This window comes from Enterobacter sp. FUJ80071 (assembly GCF_038739915.1).
Taxonomy (GTDB): domain Bacteria; phylum Pseudomonadota; class Gammaproteobacteria; order Enterobacterales; family Enterobacteriaceae; genus Enterobacter; species Enterobacter kobei.
In genome coordinates, this window is record NZ_JBBXKH010000002.1 from 65,886 (window position 1) to 83,686 (window position 17,801).

Genomic DNA, 17,801 nt, shown 5'->3' on the forward strand with positions numbered 1-17,801 from the left:
AATCCTAAAGTGGATGGGCGTACGAGATCAGCAGTGACAGGGTAAAAGGAAAGTTACTTTGTTCATCAGCGTCCCATGAGCTGATGGTACCTTGCGTTAAGAGCTGCAAGGTCAGATTCGGTGAGGCCCGTGTAATAATCGGTTTTGTGCAAATGCGGATAACCGGCCGGAAATAATGATTCGTCGTCATCAAGGCAGATAAATGCTTTAACTCGATGTGAAAAGACAAAGTCCTCACACTCGGCAGCCCGCACACCAGTCTGTCCGTGTTTTAAATATACCGAACCGGTTGCACCTATGATTTTGTCTCTATAAGGCACCCGGAACAGAGATTTCAGATAACTTGTATTAGCGCACTCACGCCATGAGCTGGAGATAACAATCACCATGGCAGGGCAGTTATCCAGCAATTTCTCTAACAGTGGCATTCGCTCAAAGGTTTCATTTTTACACCTGTGGCAAACCCCATCGAAATCTAAGAAAAGCACGACATGCGAATCAGGGAGAGGGGCCCATAAACCAGCTGTTGTTTCTTCATGAACACATACTTCTTCATGATGAGGGTTTTTCTGGATCAAGAAAGAAGAGAGAATCTTAAATAAATTTCTTGCAGAAGAAGACAATATATTACTCCTGAGTCAGTGTGAAATATTTGTGGTGGTTTACCCAAGCCACTCGATGATCTTCTGTAATATCGGGTTGTATTTATTTAACAACAGGAGTCGGGTTTTGCTCCGGGACATTTTTAGCTATATGGCCATTGTATCGAGGAGGTTGCTGGGTCCATTGATAAAGCTCACCCATCCCGTTACGCTGCTGGATCCGGCGATTGTACTTTACCATGAAGTTAAATATGTACTTTGCACGTACCTTTGGGGTTTTGCTGTTGTAATCTGCAATCCCTTCAAACACATTGCCCTTGCGATCAACAATTTTTCTATAGAGCCACCATGTTCCAACCCAGAAACTTGCGCAAGCATCGTAAGCCAGAACCCGCCACGTTACCGTCGGGAAATGCTTTTTTATTTCAGGTAGATTGGATGAGTTGATCTGCATTGGGCCAATATCATAAGTGCCGTTAGTATTCCTGCTGAAAGTACCAACCTTACCGCCTTCATTGTCAAACAACGTAAAAACCAGTTCAGCATCAATTCCGAAGTAGCGGGCGGCATCCGTAATGCACTGAGTGTAAATCTCATCAGGAACGGGAATAGGTTTCACATCATCTGCTGGTGGTGTAAACACAACGATTTCTCCACTGAATCTACGTTTTATCTATTCTCCCATATATCTATCGACTTTCTTTCGGCTTTACCCGTTGATTTAAGCGTTTAAGCAAAATTCTGGAATTTTGGGGCGTGATAATATTAGTGCTCGATTTAAGGAGCGGAAATGAAAAAAATTATTAAGGCATCGGTATTACTTCTTTCATTAAGTACCGCCTTCACGATGAATGCCGAGCCGGTTAATACAATGGTACTGCCAGATGCAGCCCGGGATAAGCTCAAAGCCATTGGGCTTTCAATCGAGCACGTCGAACCCTCGCCAGTAAAAGATATTTTTACGGTGATTTCCAGGGAGGGGGTAAGTTACGTGAGCAAAGACGGAGATTACATTTTTACCGGAAGCTTATTCCACGTGAAAGGTAAAGATGTGGTAAACACCACTGAGCAGGCCATTTTAATGGGCGTCCGGGAATTCGCATCCAAAACAAAATCCATCGACTACAAATCACCAAACGAAAAATACCGGCTTGCTATCTTTACCGATATAACCTGTGGATACTGCCAAAAACTGCATCATGATCTGAAGTCTTATCTTGATGCCGGTATTTCGATTAAGTTTCTTGCATTCCCACGTGCAGGACTGAACTCGGTAGTAGCCGGGAACATGGCCAAAATCTGGTGTTCAGCAAAGCCAAACGAAGCTCTGGATGCAGCGATGAATCCGGTTTCAACTATCCCGGAAGGACGTCCTGATGAGGCTTGCTTAAACATTATCAAATCGCATTTCCAGGTGGCCTCAACAATCCCGCTGCAAGGTACTCCTACCATGGTGACACTAAGCGGCAAACCGCAGTTATTTACGGGGTGGCTGAGCCCGGAAAACCTGGTGACCCAAATGGGCGCTGCGCAAAAGTAACTTTTCCGACTGTAAGAGGTGTGTATGAAATCTACTTTACTGAGTACGTTAATGCTGGTTGCTGTAGGTGTACAGCCCGTTTTCGCTGCACAATGTCAGTACGGAGCCTGTGGAACGGAAAACGATCCCGGAATCGGATTTCTGATGTCATCGGTACAAATGGATAAAGGTGAACATCTAAAGGAACTCTCTGGTGTTGCGACCACAGGTGACACCATCTCTAAAAAGATGGAAAGCTACCTGGGAAATAAAAAGCTCAAGGTAAACACCGACAGTACCCGCAAGGGGCCGGGTAATACCACCATCAGGCCTACAGATGAGCTCGCCCCAACGAGGCAACTAAAAGTTATCCGGCCCGAACTGGTAAAAAATCCCGATTCGCAGCTCGTGGTAGCTTTCAATGAGCGCCTGGCCTGATTTATTGACTGAGAGCGTCCAGAAGGAAAAAAGATGTCGATACTCAGTAGCTTCGTCATCAGAGCAACGGGGATACCTGACAAAAAGTATCTCCGGGATCCCGTAATAAAACGTTGTTATAAACGTCTGAGTCGTAGGGTGCCTGCTCTAATGACGGGGTGGCTTCTGTGCATTCTGGGTTCAGGGTATGTCAGTATGGCACTGGAACAGCCTGATAGCACTGTATTACTCAGTCTGCTGCTGTTGTATGTTATGTCAGGCATTTTACTGATGCAGTTCCAGTATATGTATTCAGAGCGAAGCATAGGCTACAAGTTCTACCTGGAAGTGCTTATGAATGCAGCTGCCAGTACTCAACATAAAGAACAGTTACAGTATCTGTTCATTAATAAGCCCAATTCCATCACGATGGGCGATCTTTACCGACTTTATGATTTTAATGGGGGAGGGCGATAGCCACGTTAATGTGCGTGTCCAAAAGTCACTTTTGAACATTCTCTTCCCGCCGTCTGCTTTCAGTTCCAGGGGATCACTGCAACATAATTTCCGGAACGCAGCGGCGCATCAAATTTATCAGTAAAGGCGTCGATCATTGCTGAATAAGCAATGCTGTCTGACGGCACAGGTGCATTGCTTTGCATACTCACTTTCAGAACCTGCTTTGCTCCTTTCGCTGACGGGTATACCTCGACATCCAGCTGTCGCATATAGTGCATCTGCGACATCGTCTCAGTGCCTATTACCCCATCGACTGGCTTGTAGTCATAGTCAGTATGCAATTCGCCATGCTTGTCAGTTCTCGTTGTCTTTTTATCTACAACGTAGCCTGTCACCCCAGTAAGAAGCTGCTCGCTATACTGCATGTTCTCCTGTGAGCTGCTGATTCGGAACCTGAGCACATAATCTGGCTGGTGAGTGGAAATAATGACTCCTTTTTTTGCTAATCCATCAGCAAAACGGCCTGAAAACATTCTGGACTGAATACTTTCGTCCGGAGGGACTATCTGAAACCTTTTATTTGTAACAGGACGAGGCATTAGATCGTACGCATCTACCTGGTTTGCGAAATGATATCCGCATCCACTCAAAAGCATTGCGGTTGTGAGTATAAAGCCCTGCCTAATCATCCTTTAATCTCCAAAAAGCATTGTTTCACGAATAATTCCGATTTACCGGGCCAGTATAATCCATCGCAGGTTAATAACTAACAGGCTGAAAAGCATAAAGGTAGCTATGTCTAAAGAATTTTATTTAAAACCGATGGCCACGATTTTAATTTCTGCGGTTATTGCTACCGCTGCCTCGGCGTTAATCACGGCAACTTATTTTAAACCGAAGGTGCTCAGTGAGGAAGAAATTGGCAAAATTGCCGCTACTTACCTGGTAAAAAATCCCCATTATTTAGTGGAAGCAGGTAAGGCGCTGGAAAATCAGAACGTGAGTGCCTCAGTGGAACGAATAATTCCATATGCGCCAGCTCTGCTGGATACCAAGGAGACGCCAAACATCGGCCCTGATGACGCCGACGTCGCGGTAATCGAGTTCTTCGACTATCAGTGTATTTACTGCATGCGGGTTACACCTGTTGTTGAATCGGTAATGAATCAGAGCAAAGATGTAAAATTCTTCTTTAAAGAATTCCCGATTTTTGCCGGTTCAAAACCTGTATCTGCCATGGGGGCCGCTACGGGTCTGCACGTCTATCAGAATTTCGGTGCTGAAGCCTATCGTAAGTACCACAACAACCTGATGGCTGTGGCTCATACCTTCATGACCTCTCAACGCAAATTCGAACTCACTGACTTTAATACTGTGGTGGAAAAGTCAGGGTTTAACAGCACGTTTTCTGACAGGGAAAAAAACCGGTATGAAAACGTGATCTCCGGCAATATGCAGCTGGGCGAAGCGCTCGGGATCACCGGCACACCCGGTTTCATCATTATGAATATGAAAAAGCCGAATGCGGCGACTACCACATTTATCCCCGGGGCTATGGACGCAGCAACTTTGCAGGGCGCAATCGAAAAAGCTCGCGGGGCCTAAAGTTACTTTCACATTTGATGAGTACGGCCATGCCGGTCATGGCCGCTACGCTTTTACAACGAGTAATTCATCCCAGCGGGTCGTATATCTCGGTGATAGCATGGCCTGCTTCATACGAAAATCCTGTTGAATGCCTTCCCCCAGTAAAAACAGAGCTCCGCGCTTTTCTTTATTGAACCGGTCCATAACTTTCATCAGTGCCTGACTGCCAGGCCTGGCCGGGCGAGTATCAAACAGGCTGAGTTGCTCTGTGCCGTCAGTCATAGCGGAGAGCATTACCCCTGCTTTCGCATACGCTATCCCGGGTCTGTAAATGCGGTTCAGGATGGTCATGGCTGCATCAACCAGATCGCGGGTGTCCTGTGTAGCGGTAAGCGGCTCGATACCACAATTGCTGTAGCGGTTTTCACCTTGCGCATAATTGCTACTCTGAATGAAGACTGTGATTTGACGGGTCCACGAGCCATCCTTGCGCAGCTGCTCTGCCGCCCGGGCGGTAAAAAATGAAACTGCCTCATGTAGCTTGCCTATCTCATTAAGGCGCTGACCAAAACTTCTGGAAACGATAATCTGTTGCCTGACAGGAGGAGACTCGTGCAGCCGGAAACATGGTTCGCCATGCAGTTCCCGCCAGGTACGCTCGATTTCAACGCCAAAGCTTTTACGTAAAAAGCGAACGTCGCTATTATAAAAATCACCGGCAGTGATGATCCCGAAAGCCGACAGGCGTTCACTAATCTTTCGACCAATACCCCATATTTCTCTGGTACTGATCAGGCTCAGGAGCTTCCTGATCCTGGCCTGATCAGTCAAAACTACAACCCCGCCTGTAGCTGCCCATCGTTTGCTCGCATAGGTGCATAATTTAGCGAGGGTTTTGGTGCTTGAACAACCCACACCACAGGTAAGGGACAGATTATGAAGAAGTGTACTTCTGATCAACCGGCCGTAATCTTCATAATCTATTATCTTGTTCATGTTTTTCAATAACATGAAATTTTCATCTATGCTATATCGACTCGATTGAGGCGCGAAGCTTTCCAGCGTTTCATGGAAGCGATTTGAGTAGTCTTCATACAAAGTAAAGTTAGAGCTCCGGACTTCGATCCGGTGTTGCTGAATCAAATCCCTGCACTTAAAAATTGGGGTCCCACGCTTAATACCAACGCTTTTAGCCAGTTTATTCATTGCAATGACGGACGAATCGTTATTGCTGGCTATGATGAGCGGCTTTTTTGACAGCTTGGGATCCATCGCACACTCAAATGCCGCATAGGCTCCGTTAATATCAACGTGCATGTACATGGCTGAACTGATTCAGTGCAAAGGTGACGACGCCCCATATCTCAAGGGATTCAGGATTTACACGTATCGGCTTATAGGCTGGATTAGAAGGCATCAAAAGCAGCTCAGGATACGTGTGTAAGATCTTTACCGTAAACTCTCCATCCACCAGCGCAACGACGATAGAGCCGTGTCGTGCTGTTAAAGACCGATCCACAACCAGTATTGCTCCATCATTGATACCGGCATTGATCATACTGAGGCCCGCCGCCCTGACAAAGAAGGTTGAGGGGCGGTTGCGGACTACATATTCATGCAAATTTAATTCATTATCTTCATGCCCGGCGCACGGACTCATCACTCCACAGCTTAGTAAATCACTGAAAAAAGGTGCCATTTCGTAAGGCTTGTTGCTAATGTGCTCAAGGATAACAGACATAGCTACACTCGAATTCTTGTACTGTATGTATAAACAGTATTGCGAGTTGAAGAGAAAAGATCAAATCTCTCCGGTAACGCTATCAAGCCTGACGAAAAATTAAGCTTTATCATAAACATCAAAAACCATCTTTTACCGATAATGGCGAGCTGGCCTACGAAGAAGGTATACAAGCTAGGATGAAAGGATTCTGATGCTCCTCCCACCAAATTTTTTATCTCCTGAAGACCAGGCTGAGTACGATGCTTATATGGCAAGGTTCAGCGAGGTGGTGATGCTGCCAACTTACTGATTTAGTGTATGATGGTGTTTTTGAGGTGCTCCAGTGGCTTCTGTTTCTATCAGCTGTCCCTCCTGTTCAGCTACTGACGGGGTGGTGCGTAACGGCAAAAGCACTGCCGGACATCAGCGCTATCTCTGCTCTCACTGCCGTAAAACATGGCAACTGCAGTTCACTTACACCGCTTCTCAACCCGGTACGCACCAGAAAATCATTGATATGGCCATGAATGGCGTTGGATGCCGGGCAACCGCCCGCATTATGGGCGTTGGCCTCAACACGATTTTCCGCCATTTAAAAAACTCAGGCCGCAGTCGGTAACCTCGCGCATACAGCCGGGCAGTGACGTCATCGTCTGCGCGGAAATGGACGAACAGTGGGGATACGTCGGGGCTAAATCGCGCCAGCGCTGGCTGTTTTACGCGTATGACAGGCTCCGGAAGACGGTTGTTGCGCACGTATTCGGTGAACGCACGATGGCGACGCTGGGGCGTCTTATGAGCCTGCTGTCACCCTTTGACGTGGTGATATGGATGACGGATGGCTGGCCGCTGTATGAATCCCGCCTGAAGGGAAAGCTGCACGTAATCAGCAAGCGATATACGCAGCGAATTGAGCGGCATAACCTGAATCTGAGGCAGCACCTGGCACGGCTGGGACGGAAGTCGCTGTCGTTCTCAAAATCGGTGGAGCTGCATGACAAAGTCATCGGGCATTATCTGAACATAAAACACTATCAATAAGTTGGAGTCATTACCTGAGAGGTAATTGAATGGCTGGCTTAAACAAGGAAAAAAAGACCATCAATAAAAGCAATTCTGCGCGTTTTCCGGCGCCGCCTTTTCAACAGCAGCAGCAGCCCTTTCCCGGGCTGGCGGGGAAAATGCAACCGCGCCCCGATCATGGAGAAGACAGCTATCAGGGAAGCGGTCGCCTGAATGGGCGCAAGGTATTAATTACCGGTGGGGATTCAGGGATTGGTCGTGCTGTTGCTATTGCCTATGCTCGTGAAGGCGCTGATGTTGCGATTAACTATTTACCTGAAGAAGAAGACGATGCACGTGAAGTGGTCGATCTGATAAAAAAAGCAGGCAGAAATGTTTTGGCCATCCCCGGAGATATCCGTGATGAGGCTTTTTGCGGTCATCTGGTAACACAGGCGGTAAAAGGACTGGGAGGGTTGGATATCCTCGTCAATAATGCGGGTCGTCAGCAATTTTGTGAGTCAATTGAGGAACTCACCACAGAAGACTTCGACGCAACATTCAAAACCAATGTTTACGCTATGTTTTGGATCACCAAAGCGGCCATACCCCATCTTTCACCAGACAGCGTGATAATTAATACCTCCTCCGTACAGGCTTATGAGCCAAGTGAAATCTTGCTTGATTATGCTCAGACTAAAGCAGCTATCGTGGCATTTACTAAATCGCTGGCGAAACAGCTGGCCCCGAAAGGGATCCGTGTCAATGCCGTCGCGCCGGGTCCATACTGGACTGTACTGCAGTGCTGTGGTGGTCAACCGCAGGAAAAGGTGGAGAAATTTGGGGCAAATGCGCCGCTGGGACGCCCTGGTCAACCGGTGGAAATCGCGCCGCTTTATGTCACCCTGGCCGCTCGGGAGAACAGCTATACGTCTGGTCAGGTCTGGTGTTCTGATGGGGGGACCGGAACCCTCTAACGTTTACGCTCTGTGCGTCGAAAGTGACTTTTAAGGCAAGGGCGGACACTATTGTATAAGGGCGGGAGCGGTACTTACCGCTCCGTGAATGCTAACCAATCACCGCGATGCCAAGCCGCTCCATGAGCAACGACGCCTGGTAGTTGTCCAGCTTAACGCCTTGTAAATCAACGCCCCGAATATCTAAGTCACCCAACTCCGAATTGGTCAGATCGCAATGTGTGAAGTTCGCTGCTCGCCAGTCGAAAGTCGAAAACTCGCCGCCGGAGAGATCTGAACCACTGAACGTCGCGCCCAGTACCTGGGCACCCATCCAACGGTTTTCCCACAGCTCACACTTTTCCAACACGACTTTCGAAAAATTGGCGTAGCTTAGATTGGTATTCGTGATATATGCGCTACAAAACCAGGTGCGCGTGGTGATCATATTCATAAAGCTTGCGCCGCGGAAATCTGCGCCTTGTGCGCGGCAGTGGCGAATTTCAATGCCCAGCGCACTGGCATTGCGAAAATCCGCCATGGATAAATCACAGCTTTTAAAAATGGCATCTTTCAGCATCGCACGACTAAAATTGCACCCTTTCTGGCTTTCACGATCATAGAACTGACAGCCGATAAATTCAGTGCCGCTCAGGTCGGCACCTGAAAAATCACAGTTAAAAAATGTACTATTTTCAATTTTCTCACCGGTGAAACGGTTTCTGTCAATTTTTTCGCCAACGAGTGCCAGAGCCATATTTGTACCTGTTTTTTTATACAGTAATGGCGTCATGGTAAACCCTGATGGGGTTATGCGTCAAATCCGCCAATATGACATCTGCAAATGTGCGTTAAATCTGGTGTTTTTTCAGCAAAGCGCGAAGCTGATGGTAAGTCAGCCCCAGTAATTCAGCGGCTTTTTTCTGGTTAAATTTTGCCTGCTGTAAGCTGGTTTGTAGAAAGTCTTTCTCTTGCTGCTGCTGGAATTCACGCAGATCCAGCGGTAACCCTACAGACATCGGTTTAGTTTCCGGCGCCTGCGGCTGCGTAGTGTGGCGGCGGAAGGGGTCAATGATTATCTCATCCAGCGGGTAATCACTGGTTCCATGCCGGTAAACGGATCGCTCCACGACGTTTTTCAGTTCACGAATATTGCCCGGCCAACGGTAGTGGAGGAGCGTTTCTCTGGCCTCGGCACTAAAACCCGGAAACAGAGGTAATCCGATCTCGCGGCACATCTGAATGGCAAAATGTTCGGCCATTAACATAATGTCACTTTGACGCTCGCGTAACGGTGGGAGTTGCACCACGTCAAAGGCCAGGCGATCCAGCAGGTCCGCGCGGAAAGTGCCTTCGCTAACCATGCGAGGTAAGTCAGCATTGGTCGCACAAACAAGTCGTACGTTAACCTGTAATGGTTGGCTACCACCTACGCGCTCCAGCTCGCCATATTCAATAACGCGCAGCAATTTTTCCTGTACCAACATCGGGGCAGTTGCCAGTTCATCGAGAAACAGCGTACCGCCGTCGGCGCGTTCGAAACGTCCTGGATGGCGTTTTTGCGCGCCGGTAAAGGCACCCGCTTCGTGACCAAACAGTTCGGAATCAAGCAAATTTTCGTTTAGCGCCGCGCAGTTAAGCGAAATAAACGGGCCTTGCCAGCGGGTGGAGAGGTAGTGCAGGCGGTTGGCGATAAGTTCTTTCCCGGTCCCGCGCTCACCTATAACCAGTACTGGTTTATCCAGCGGCGCGAGATGAGAAACCTGCTCCAGCACTTCAATAAAGCTGTTCGCTTCGCCCAGAAGATTATCTTTGTATCCTGCCATGATGAAATTCACCATTTGTTAGTGTTATTCACCAATTTACCCTAATTTTCGCAACAGGTAAAATTAGATATAATTATTAGAATCAATTAGATAAAAAGTTGGCACGCCCCGTGCATTACGAAAACAGCAGGGCATTGCCCGATATCAGAACAGTAAGTGAGGATTACATTATGGGTATTTTTTCTCGTTTTGCCGACATCGTGAACGCCAACATTAACGCGTTGCTGGAAAAGGCTGAAGATCCGCAGAAGCTGGTGCGGTTGATGATCCAGGAAATGGAAGACACGCTGGTTGAGGTACGTTCCAACTCAGCGCGTGCGCTGGCAGAAAAGAAACAATTATCTCGCCGTATTGAACAGGCCAGCGCGCAACAGGCAGAGTGGCAGGAAAAAGCAGAACTTGCGCTGCGTAAAGAGAAAGAAGATTTGGCGCGTTCTGCGTTAATTGAAAAGCAGAAACTGACCGATTTAATTGCCTCTCTGGAGCATGAGGTGACACTGGTTGACGATACGCTGGCGCGTATGAAAAAAGAGATCGGTGAGCTGGAAAATAAACTCAGTGAAACCCGTGCTCGTCAGCAGGCGCTGATGCTGCGTCATCAGGCAGCGAGTTCTTCGCGTGATGTTCGTCGTCAACTGGACAGCGGTAAACTTGATGAAGCGATGGCGCGTTTTGAATCTTTCGAGCGTCGTATCGATCAGATGGAAGCCGAGGCTGAAAGCCATAACTTCGGTAAACAGAAGTCTCTGGATCAGCAATTTGCAGACCTGAAAGCAGATGATGAAATCAGCGAGCAGCTGGCGCAACTTAAAGCCAAAATGCAGCAAGACAAGCAATAATAACATCTGGCGGCGCCCGAACGCGCCGCCGCTCATCACCTGTAAGGAGTACTCATGAGCGCGCTATTTCTGGCCATCCCGTTAACCATCTTTGTGTTGTTCGTTTTACCGATTTGGCTCTGGCTGCATTACAGCAACCGTTCCAGTCGTGGTGAACTGTCGCAAAGTGAACAGCAACGTCTGGTCGAACTCAACGATGACGCACAGCGGATGCGCGAGCGCATTCAGGCGCTGGAAGACATTCTTGATGCTGAACATCCAAACTGGAGGGACCGCTAATGGGAGGCGTTAATCTGAATAAAAAACTGTGGCGTATACCGCAGCAGGGCATGGTGAAAGGGGTTTGCGCGGGTATTGCGCATTATCTCGATGTGCCTGTGAAACTGGTGCGGATCCTGGTGGTACTGTCCATCTTTTTTGGTCTGGCCTTTTTCACCTTTGTCGCCTACATCGTGCTGACGTTTGTGTTGGATCCGATGCCGGACAACGTGGTTTCCGGCGAGCAGCAGCCATCAAGCGGTGAGCTGTTGGATGCCGTCGATCGCGAGCTGGCGGCAAGTGAAAAGCGTTTACGTGAAATGGAACGTTATGTGACGTCCGATACTTTTTCCTTACGTAGTCGCTTCCGTCAATTGTGAGGACAGAAATGAACAATCGCTGGCAACGTGCCGGGCAAAGGGTTAAGCCGGGCTTTAAAATAGCAGGTAAGCTGGTGCTTCTGACCGCGCTGCGCTACGGCCCGGCGGGTGTAGCAGGGTGGGCGGTGAAGTCCGTCGCCCGACGCCCGCTAAAAATGCTGCTGGCGTTGGTTCTGGAACCGGTGTTGAGTCGGGCTGCGGCAAAATTGTCGAAACGTTATTCAGGTAATCAACCCTGATATTTGAATCAGCAAAAGCAAGCAACAATTAATCAACATTCCCTCAGTTAATTTGCGGCAGCTCACAAATACGATTTTTGGCTGCCAAAATTCTTTTTTTACCCCCCTCAAGACCACCTTAGCTGATTGACAGCTTATTTCCCGCAGAGTAGTCTCTTGATTCATGGGACCGCTACCACGAGAATCGAAGGTGAACCAAAAAATCCAAAAATGCCTGACAGAAGTTTATGGTCATACATTTACTTCATGCCACTATGAAGCGCTGTTTGCACGTTTAGAGAAATCACAGGGATTAATTAAAAAAATCCGTAAAGCGCATTGGGACGAGGGCGATGTGGTGCTTATTACCTACGCCGATCAATTCCACGGGGCTGGTAAAAACCGCTACCGACGTTTAATCAGTTTTATAATGAATGGCTTAAGTCGACATTTTCTCATGTGCATCTGCTGCCATTTTATCCGTGGTCATCGGATGATGGTTTTTCCGTGATTAATTACCATCAGGTTGCCAAAGAAACCGGTGACTGGAATGATATTAAGGAATTAGGTGAATCCAGTCGACTGATGTTTGATTTTGTTTGTAACCATATGTCAGCTAAAAGCGAGTGGTTTAATAATTATTTGCAACAGCTTGACGGTTATGAAAATTTCTTTATTGCAATGGATCCTGATACGGACCTGAGCAACGTCACACGTCCACGCGCATTACCGTTACTGACACCTTTTACGCTAAAAGATAACACCGTGCGTCACTTATGGACGACGTTCAGCGATGACCAGATCGATCTCAACTATGCCAACCCGGTGGTATTACTGGCGATGGTCGATGTGCTGCTAAGTTATCTTGAGCAGGGCGCTGATTATGTCCGCCTGGATGCGGTTGGCTTTATGTGGAAAGAGCCTGGAACGAGCTGTATTCATCTGGAAAAAACGCATCAGCTTATCAAACTATTACGCGCTATTGCTGACTGCGCGGCGCCTGGTACGGCGATTATTACCGAAACCAACGTCCCGCATAAGGATAACGTGTCCTACTACGGTAATGGCCATGATGAAGCGCATATGGTGTACCAGTTCTCGCTGCCGCCGCTGGTGCTGCATGCGGTACAACGCCAGGATACAACGACATTGTGTCAGTGGGCGCAATCGCTGGAACTGCCATCGACTGAGACCACATGGTTTAATTTCCTCGCATCGCATGACGGCATTGGTCTCAACCCATTACGCGGTTTGTTGCCTGAAGACGAGATCATGCGGCTGGTGACGGAACTACAACAGGAAGGCGCGCTGGTTAACTGGAAAAATAACCCTGATGGCAGTCGCAGTCCGTATGAAATTAACGTGACATATATGGATGCGCTAACGCCTGGTAATTGTAGCGATGCCGAACGGTTTTCTCGCTTTATTCTCGCACATGCCATTTTGCTGAGTTTTCCAGGAGTGCCGGCGGTTTACATTCAAAGCATCCTTGGGTCACGCAATGATTATAAAGGTGTTGAGACGTTCGGTTATAACCGTGCGATTAACCGCAAAAAATATCAGGTAAGACAAATAGAAACGGAGCTGAAAGATGAAACCAGTTTGCGTCACGCTATTTATCATGAGTTATCCCGACTAATTGTAATACGTCGCAATAATAAAGCATTTCATCCTGATAGTGATTTTCAAATTAGCAGTATTACACCGGCCGTAATGCAAATTAAACGTATGGCGGAAACAGGTGAGCAAGTTATCGGATTATTTAATGTCAGCGGTCATACTCAAACCATTCGTATTGACATTGAAAATGGAGTTGATTTGATTAGCGGTAAAACTATTTCAGGTAAGGAATTAACGTTGTACGCCTGGCAGGTCATGTGGGTTAAGTAATAAAAAGGAACATTTCATGCTTAAAGCTAAAATTGTGCTGATTTCAGCACTGGTTTCCTGCGCTCTGGTTTCCGGGTGTAAGGATGATAAAAAGTCCTCTGTCGCGATTGAATTTATGCACTCTTCTGTTGAGCAGGAGCGGCAAGCGGTTATCGCAAAACTGATTGAGCGTTTTGAAAAAGAAAACCCGGGCATCAGCGTCAAACAGGTCCCTGTGGAAGAAGATGCTTACAACACCAAGGTCATCACCCTGGCGCGCAGTGGTTCTCTGCCTGAAATCATTGAAACCAGCCATGACTACGCGAAAGTTATGGACAAAGAGTCCCTCATCGACCGTAAAGCGGTAGCGCAGGTCATCAACGGCGTAGGTGAGGGTACTTTTTATGATGGCATCCTGCGTATTGTACGCACTGAAGACGGTAGTGCATGGACCGGGGTTCCGGTCAGCGCCTGGATTGGCGGGATCTGGTACCGCAAAGATGTGCTGGCAAAAGCGGGACTGGAAGAGCCAAAAGACTGGCAGCAATTGCTGAACGTGGCGCAGAAGCTCAACAATCCTGGCAGTAAGAAATACGGCATTGCGCTACCTACGGCAGAAAGCGTTCTGACCGAACAGTCATTCTCCCAGTTCGCGCTCTCTAACCAGGCCAACGTTTTTGATGCGCAGGGAAAGATTACGCTCGACACACCTGAAATGGCGCAGGCGTTGCAGTATTACCGCCAACTTGCCATGAACACCATGCCTGGCTCGAACGACATCATGGAAGTCAAAGATGCTTTCATGAACGGCACGGCGCCAATGGCGATTTATTCCACCTATATCCTCCCGGCGGTGATCAAAGAGGGCGATCCTAAAAATGTTGGCTTTATGGTGCCGACGGAAAAAGATTCCGCTGTTTACGGCATGCTGACGTCGCTAACCATTACCGCAGGTCAAAAAACCGAAGAGACAGAAGCGGCAGAGAAATTTGTCACCTTTATGGAGCAGGCAGACAACATTGCGGACTGGGTCATGATGTCGCCAGGGGCGGCGCTGCCGGTCAACAAAGCGGTGGTGAATACTTCGACGTGGAAAGATAACGCCGTTATCAAAGCGCTGGGTGAATTACCCAATCAACTGATTGCCGAACTGCCAAATATTCAGGTCTTTGGCGCCGTCGGTGATAAGAACTTTACCCGCATGGGCGACGTAACCGGCTCCGGCATCGTGAGTACCATGGTGCACAACGTCACGGTAGGAAAAGCTGATCTTTCAACGACGATGAAGGCCAGCCAGACCAAACTGGATGACCTTGTTGAACAGCGCTAATGGGGAAATGGAAAGCCGTGATGAATAAGTTCTTTTCAGGTCGATCGGATATGCCATTTGCCATGCTGCTGCTGGCGCCCAGCTTGCTGTTATTGGGCGGTTTAGTGGCGTGGCCGATGATATCTAACATCGAAATCAGCTTTATGCGTTTGCCGCTTAATCCGCAAATTGAGTCTACGTTTGTCGGGCTGAGCAACTATATCCGTATCTTATCCGATCCCGGATTCTGGCATTCGCTGTGGATGACTGTCTGGTATACCGCGCTGGTTGTAGCAGGGAGCACGGTACTGGGGCTGGGAGTGGCGATGTTTTTTAACCGTGAGTTTCGTCTGCGGAAAACGGCGCGCTCACTGGTCATCCTCTCTTACGTAACGCCATCAATTTCGCTGGTGTTTGCCTGGAAATACATGTTCAACAATGGCTACGGCATTGTGAACTACCTCGGCGTGGATCTGTTGCATCTCTACGATCAGGCGCCGTTGTGGTTCGACAATCCCGGCAGCAGCTTCGCGCTGGTCGTGTTGTTCGCCATCTGGCGCTACTTCCCGTATGCCTTTATCTCGTTTCTGGCGATTTTACAGACCATTGATAAATCGTTGTATGAGGCGGCAGAAATGGACGGCGCAAACGCCTGGCAACGGTTTCGTATCGTCACGCTGCCAGCGATCATGCCGGTGCTGGCGACCGTAGTCACGCTGCGTACGATCTGGATGTTCTACATGTTCGCTGATGTTTATCTGCTGACCACTAAAGTCGATATTCTCGGGGTCTATCTCTATAAAACAGCGTTTGCATTTAACGACTTAGGCAAAGCGGCCGCAATTTCCGTCGTCCTCTTCGTCATCATTTTCGCTGTTATCCTGCTGACCAGAAAACGGGTGAACCTCAATGGCAACAAATAAACGCACGCTTGGCCGCATCGGCTTTTACTGTGGATTAATTGTCTTCCTGGGCATCACGTTATTTCCGTTTTTTGTGATGCTGATGACCTCATTCAAAAGCGCAAAAGAGGCGATCTCGCTGCATCCCACGCTGTTACCTCAGCAATGGACGCTGGAACATTACATCGACATTTTTAACCCGATGATCTTCCCGTTTGTTGACTACTTCCGTAATAGCCTGGTGGTATCGGTCACGTCATCGGTGGTGGCGGTGTTTCTCGGCGTGCTCGGGGCGTATGCGCTTTCCCGTCTGCGTTTTATGGGACGGATGACCATCAATGCCAGTTTTTACACGGTGTACATGTTTTCGGGGATTTTGCGGGTGGTGCCGCTTTTCAAAATCATTACGGCCCTCGGCATTTATGACACCGAAATGGCGTTGATTATCACCATGGTGACACAAACGCTGCCGACAGCCGTGTTTATGCTGAAAAGCTACTTCGACACCATTCCGGATGAGATAGAAGAGGCCGCGATGATGGATGGTTTAAATCGTCTGCAAATTATCTTTCGCATCACCGTGCCGTTGGCCATGTCCGGTCTGGTTTCAGTCTTTGTGTACTGCTTTATGGTTGCGTGGAATGACTATCTGTTCGCCTCGATTTTCCTCTCCAGCGCCAGCAATTTTACCTTACCGGTCGGTCTGAACGCGCTGTTCAGTACGCCTGACTATATCTGGGGACGCATGATGGCCGCGTCGTTAGTCACCGCATTGCCGGTTGTCATTATGTATGCGCTTTCCGAACGTTTTATTAAAAGTGGTTTGACCGCAGGCGGCGTGAAAGGCTAAGCGGCCAGTTTAATTAAGGAGTTGTAAATGAAGAAGTTAGTTGCCACCGAACCGCGTGTTGCAGCGCTGGTGGAATATGAAGACAGAGCGGTATCCGCCAATGAAGTGAAAGTTCGCGTTAAATTTGGCGCGCCGAAACATGGCACGGAAGTGGTCGATTTTCGCGCTGCCAGCCCGTTTATTGACGAAGATTTTAACGGTGAATGGCAAATGTTCATGCCACGTCCGGAAGGTGCACCGCGCGGGATCGAATTCGGTAAGTTCCAGCTTGGCAACATGGTAGTGGGCGATGTCATTGAGTGTGGTAGCGATGTGACCGAATACGCCGTTGGCGATTCAGTTTGCGGCTACGGCCCACTGGCAGAAACGGTAATCTTTAACGCCGTAAACAACTACAAACTGCGCAAAATGCCAGAAGGTAGTTCGTGGAAAAATGCCGTGTGCTATGACCCAGCACAGTTCGCCATGAGCGGTGTGCGCGATGCCAATGTGCGCGTCGGCGACTTTGTTGTCATCGTCGGGTTAGGGGCAATTGGCCAGATCGCCGTACAACTGGCTAAGAAAGCGGGCGCGTCAGTGGTTATTGGCGTGGATCCGATTGCCCATCGTTGTGATATCGCGCGTCGCCATGGGGCTGATTTCTGTCTGGATCCGATTGGCACCGACGTGGGCATGGAAATTAAAAAGCTGACCAGCAAACAGGGCGCGGATGTGATTATCGAAACCAGCGGCTATGCGGATGCGCTGCAATCGGCGCTACGCGGTCTGGCTTATGGCGGAACCATCTCCTATGTCGCCTTCGCAAAACCTTTTGCTGAAGGGTTTAACCTGGGCCGTGAAGCGCACTTCAACAACGCCAAAATAGTCTTCTCCCGGGCCTGTAGTGAACCAAATCCAGATTATCCGCGCTGGAGCCGCAAGCGCATTGAGGAGACCTGCTGGGAACTGTTGATGAACGGTTATCTGAACTGTGAAGAGCTTATCGATCCGGTAGTCACCTTCGCCAGCAGCCCGGAAAGCTATATGCAGTATGTCGATCGCCATCCGGAACAGAGCATCAAAATGGGCGTGACGTTTTAATTAAG

Annotated in this window: 21 protein-coding genes and 1 pseudogene; 15 read left to right on the top strand and 7 right to left on the bottom strand. The window is 48.6% G+C overall.

All coding sequences use genetic code 11. The features are described 5' to 3' along the window. Positions 1-65: 65 nt before the first annotated feature. A complete protein-coding gene (locus AAER43_RS23340) occupies positions 66-623 on the bottom strand; it encodes an HAD domain-containing protein (RefSeq protein WP_001371950.1) in 558 nt (185 codons plus the stop codon). 82 nt (positions 624-705) lie between these two features. Continuing rightward, positions 706-1,245, bottom strand: a complete 540-nt coding sequence (locus tag AAER43_RS23345; protein WP_000494968.1) for a lytic transglycosylase domain-containing protein — start codon at positions 1,243-1,245, stop codon at positions 706-708. 147 nt (positions 1,246-1,392) lie between these two features. Here AAER43_RS23345 and AAER43_RS23350 point away from each other — a divergent pair, with 147 nt between their 5' ends. The 3 genes from AAER43_RS23350 (at position 1,393) to AAER43_RS23360 (ending at position 3,015) form a co-directional block, all read left to right on the top strand. After that, positions 1,393-2,142 carry a thioredoxin fold domain-containing protein gene (locus tag AAER43_RS23350; protein WP_000720274.1) on the top strand — a complete coding sequence of 250 codons (750 nt, stop codon included), beginning with the start codon at positions 1,393-1,395 and terminating at the stop codon, positions 2,140-2,142. Positions 2,143-2,166: 24 nt separating this feature from the next. Beyond that, positions 2,167-2,559, top strand: a complete 393-nt coding sequence (locus tag AAER43_RS23355) for a hypothetical protein (RefSeq protein WP_000843243.1) — start codon at positions 2,167-2,169, stop codon at positions 2,557-2,559. Between the two features lie 195 nt (positions 2,560-2,754). After that, a complete protein-coding gene (locus tag AAER43_RS23360; protein ID WP_001439466.1) occupies positions 2,755-3,015 on the top strand; it encodes a hypothetical protein in 261 nt (86 codons plus the stop codon). Positions 3,016-3,074: 59 nt separating this feature from the next. Here the strand turns inward: AAER43_RS23360 and AAER43_RS23365 are convergent, their stop codons facing one another. Then, positions 3,075-3,530 (bottom strand): hypothetical protein, encoded by a 456-nt coding sequence (locus AAER43_RS23365; protein ID WP_223230168.1) that lies wholly within the window; start codon positions 3,528-3,530, stop codon positions 3,075-3,077. A gap of 262 nt (positions 3,531-3,792) precedes the next feature. On the opposite strand from AAER43_RS23365, the gene AAER43_RS23370 reads away from it, so the two are divergent. Further along, positions 3,793-4,602 (top strand): DsbA family protein, encoded by an 810-nt coding sequence (locus AAER43_RS23370; protein WP_000031378.1) that lies wholly within the window; start codon positions 3,793-3,795, stop codon positions 4,600-4,602. 45 nt (positions 4,603-4,647) lie between these two features. On the opposite strand, the gene umuC is transcribed toward AAER43_RS23370, so the two are convergent. Both umuC and umuD read right to left on the bottom strand, forming a co-directional pair. Further along, entirely contained in the window at positions 4,648-5,901 is a 1,254-nt protein-coding gene (gene umuC, locus AAER43_RS23375; RefSeq protein ID WP_001371894.1) for a translesion error-prone DNA polymerase V subunit UmuC, read from the bottom strand. Continuing rightward, complete coding sequence (gene umuD, locus AAER43_RS23380) at positions 5,891-6,325, bottom strand: translesion error-prone DNA polymerase V autoproteolytic subunit (protein ID WP_000111290.1); 435 nt, start codon at positions 6,323-6,325, stop codon at positions 5,891-5,893. The genes umuC and umuD overlap by 11 nt, the downstream gene beginning before the upstream one ends. A gap of 325 nt (positions 6,326-6,650) precedes the next feature. Here umuD and AAER43_RS23385 point away from each other — a divergent pair. After that, a protein-coding gene (locus AAER43_RS23385; RefSeq protein WP_095033700.1) for an IS1-like element IS1B family transposase occupies positions 6,651-7,348 on the top strand; the annotation gives its coding sequence in 2 pieces (ribosomal slippage) (positions 6,651-6,900 and positions 6,900-7,348; 699 coding nt in all). Positions 7,349-7,377: 29 nt separating this feature from the next. After that, positions 7,378-8,286 carry an SDR family oxidoreductase gene (locus tag AAER43_RS23390; protein WP_087878576.1) on the top strand — a complete coding sequence of 303 codons (909 nt, stop codon included), beginning with the start codon at positions 7,378-7,380 and terminating at the stop codon, positions 8,284-8,286. A 91-nt stretch (positions 8,287-8,377) separates the two neighbouring features. On the opposite strand, the gene AAER43_RS23395 is transcribed toward AAER43_RS23390, so the two are convergent. Further along, positions 8,378-9,022, bottom strand: coding sequence for a quinolone resistance pentapeptide repeat protein QnrB6 (locus AAER43_RS23395; RefSeq protein WP_001749994.1), 645 nt, complete (start codon positions 9,020-9,022; stop codon positions 8,378-8,380). Between the two features lie 94 nt (positions 9,023-9,116). Then, positions 9,117-10,106 carry a phage shock protein operon transcriptional activator gene (gene pspF / locus AAER43_RS23400; protein WP_161495982.1) on the bottom strand — a complete coding sequence of 330 codons (990 nt, stop codon included), beginning with the start codon at positions 10,104-10,106 and terminating at the stop codon, positions 9,117-9,119. A 155-nt stretch (positions 10,107-10,261) separates the two neighbouring features. Between pspF and pspA the strand changes: the two genes are divergently transcribed. The 9 genes and pseudogenes from pspA (at position 10,262) to AAER43_RS23445 (ending at position 17,796) form a co-directional block, all read left to right on the top strand. Then, positions 10,262-10,930 (top strand): phage shock protein PspA, encoded by a 669-nt coding sequence (gene pspA, locus AAER43_RS23405; protein ID WP_003020532.1) that lies wholly within the window; start codon positions 10,262-10,264, stop codon positions 10,928-10,930. 54 nt (positions 10,931-10,984) lie between these two features. Further along, positions 10,985-11,209, top strand: coding sequence for an envelope stress response membrane protein PspB (gene pspB / locus AAER43_RS23410; protein WP_003020509.1), 225 nt, complete (start codon positions 10,985-10,987; stop codon positions 11,207-11,209). Then, a complete protein-coding gene (gene pspC / locus AAER43_RS23415) occupies positions 11,209-11,568 on the top strand; it encodes an envelope stress response membrane protein PspC (protein ID WP_040093158.1) in 360 nt (119 codons plus the stop codon). The genes pspB and pspC overlap by 1 nt, the downstream gene beginning before the upstream one ends. An 8-nt stretch (positions 11,569-11,576) precedes the next feature. After that, positions 11,577-11,807 (top strand): phage shock protein PspD, encoded by a 231-nt coding sequence (gene pspD, locus AAER43_RS23420; protein WP_003833267.1) that lies wholly within the window; start codon positions 11,577-11,579, stop codon positions 11,805-11,807. A gap of 190 nt (positions 11,808-11,997) precedes the next feature. After that, a pseudogene (locus tag AAER43_RS23425) lies at positions 11,998-13,676 on the top strand (sugar phosphorylase). Positions 13,677-13,692: 16 nt separating this feature from the next. Next, a complete protein-coding gene (locus tag AAER43_RS23430) occupies positions 13,693-14,985 on the top strand; it encodes an ABC transporter substrate-binding protein (protein ID WP_048235278.1) in 1,293 nt (430 codons plus the stop codon). Between the two features lie 20 nt (positions 14,986-15,005). After that, entirely contained in the window at positions 15,006-15,887 is an 882-nt protein-coding gene (locus tag AAER43_RS23435; protein WP_003840754.1) for a sugar ABC transporter permease, read from the top strand. Continuing rightward, positions 15,874-16,716 carry a carbohydrate ABC transporter permease gene (locus AAER43_RS23440; RefSeq protein WP_087878379.1) on the top strand — a complete coding sequence of 281 codons (843 nt, stop codon included), beginning with the start codon at positions 15,874-15,876 and terminating at the stop codon, positions 16,714-16,716. The genes AAER43_RS23435 and AAER43_RS23440 overlap by 14 nt, the downstream gene beginning before the upstream one ends. Before the next feature lie 27 nt (positions 16,717-16,743). Further along, positions 16,744-17,796: a zinc-binding alcohol dehydrogenase gene (locus AAER43_RS23445; protein ID WP_087878378.1), complete on the top strand. Its 1,053-nt coding sequence runs from the start codon at positions 16,744-16,746 to the stop codon at positions 17,794-17,796. Positions 17,797-17,801: the final 5 nt, after the last annotated feature.

Excerpts from the sequence above, each read along its gene's own strand:
- AAER43_RS23395 (WP_001749994.1), bottom strand. The coding sequence starts at position 9,022 with ATGGCTCTGGCACTCGTTGGCGAAAAAATTGACAGAAACCGTTTCACC.
- pspC (WP_040093158.1), top strand. The coding sequence starts at position 11,209 with ATGGGAGGCGTTAATCTGAATAAAAAACTGTGGCGTATACCGCAGCAG.
- umuD (WP_000111290.1), bottom strand. The coding sequence starts at position 6,325 with ATGTCTGTTATCCTTGAGCACATTAGCAACAAGCCTTACGAAATGGCA.
- AAER43_RS23365 (WP_223230168.1), bottom strand. The coding sequence starts at position 3,530 with ATGTTTTCAGGCCGTTTTGCTGATGGATTAGCAAAAAAAGGAGTCATT.
- pspB (WP_003020509.1), top strand. The coding sequence starts at position 10,985 with ATGAGCGCGCTATTTCTGGCCATCCCGTTAACCATCTTTGTGTTGTTC.
- AAER43_RS23440 (WP_087878379.1), top strand. The coding sequence starts at position 15,874 with ATGGCAACAAATAAACGCACGCTTGGCCGCATCGGCTTTTACTGTGGA.
- AAER43_RS23445 (WP_087878378.1), top strand. The coding sequence starts at position 16,744 with ATGAAGAAGTTAGTTGCCACCGAACCGCGTGTTGCAGCGCTGGTGGAA.
- AAER43_RS23390 (WP_087878576.1), top strand. The coding sequence starts at position 7,378 with ATGGCTGGCTTAAACAAGGAAAAAAAGACCATCAATAAAAGCAATTCT.
- AAER43_RS23355 (WP_000843243.1), top strand. The coding sequence starts at position 2,167 with ATGAAATCTACTTTACTGAGTACGTTAATGCTGGTTGCTGTAGGTGTA.
- pspA (WP_003020532.1), top strand. The coding sequence starts at position 10,262 with ATGGGTATTTTTTCTCGTTTTGCCGACATCGTGAACGCCAACATTAAC.
- AAER43_RS23360 (WP_001439466.1), top strand. The coding sequence starts at position 2,755 with ATGGCACTGGAACAGCCTGATAGCACTGTATTACTCAGTCTGCTGCTG.
- AAER43_RS23370 (WP_000031378.1), top strand. The coding sequence starts at position 3,793 with ATGTCTAAAGAATTTTATTTAAAACCGATGGCCACGATTTTAATTTCT.
- pspD (WP_003833267.1), top strand. The coding sequence starts at position 11,577 with ATGAACAATCGCTGGCAACGTGCCGGGCAAAGGGTTAAGCCGGGCTTT.
- umuC (WP_001371894.1), bottom strand. The coding sequence starts at position 5,901 with ATGCACGTTGATATTAACGGAGCCTATGCGGCATTTGAGTGTGCGATG.
- AAER43_RS23435 (WP_003840754.1), top strand. The coding sequence starts at position 15,006 with ATGAATAAGTTCTTTTCAGGTCGATCGGATATGCCATTTGCCATGCTG.
- pspF (WP_161495982.1), bottom strand. The coding sequence starts at position 10,106 with ATGGTGAATTTCATCATGGCAGGATACAAAGATAATCTTCTGGGCGAA.
- AAER43_RS23430 (WP_048235278.1), top strand. The coding sequence starts at position 13,693 with ATGCTTAAAGCTAAAATTGTGCTGATTTCAGCACTGGTTTCCTGCGCT.
- AAER43_RS23350 (WP_000720274.1), top strand. The coding sequence starts at position 1,393 with ATGAAAAAAATTATTAAGGCATCGGTATTACTTCTTTCATTAAGTACC.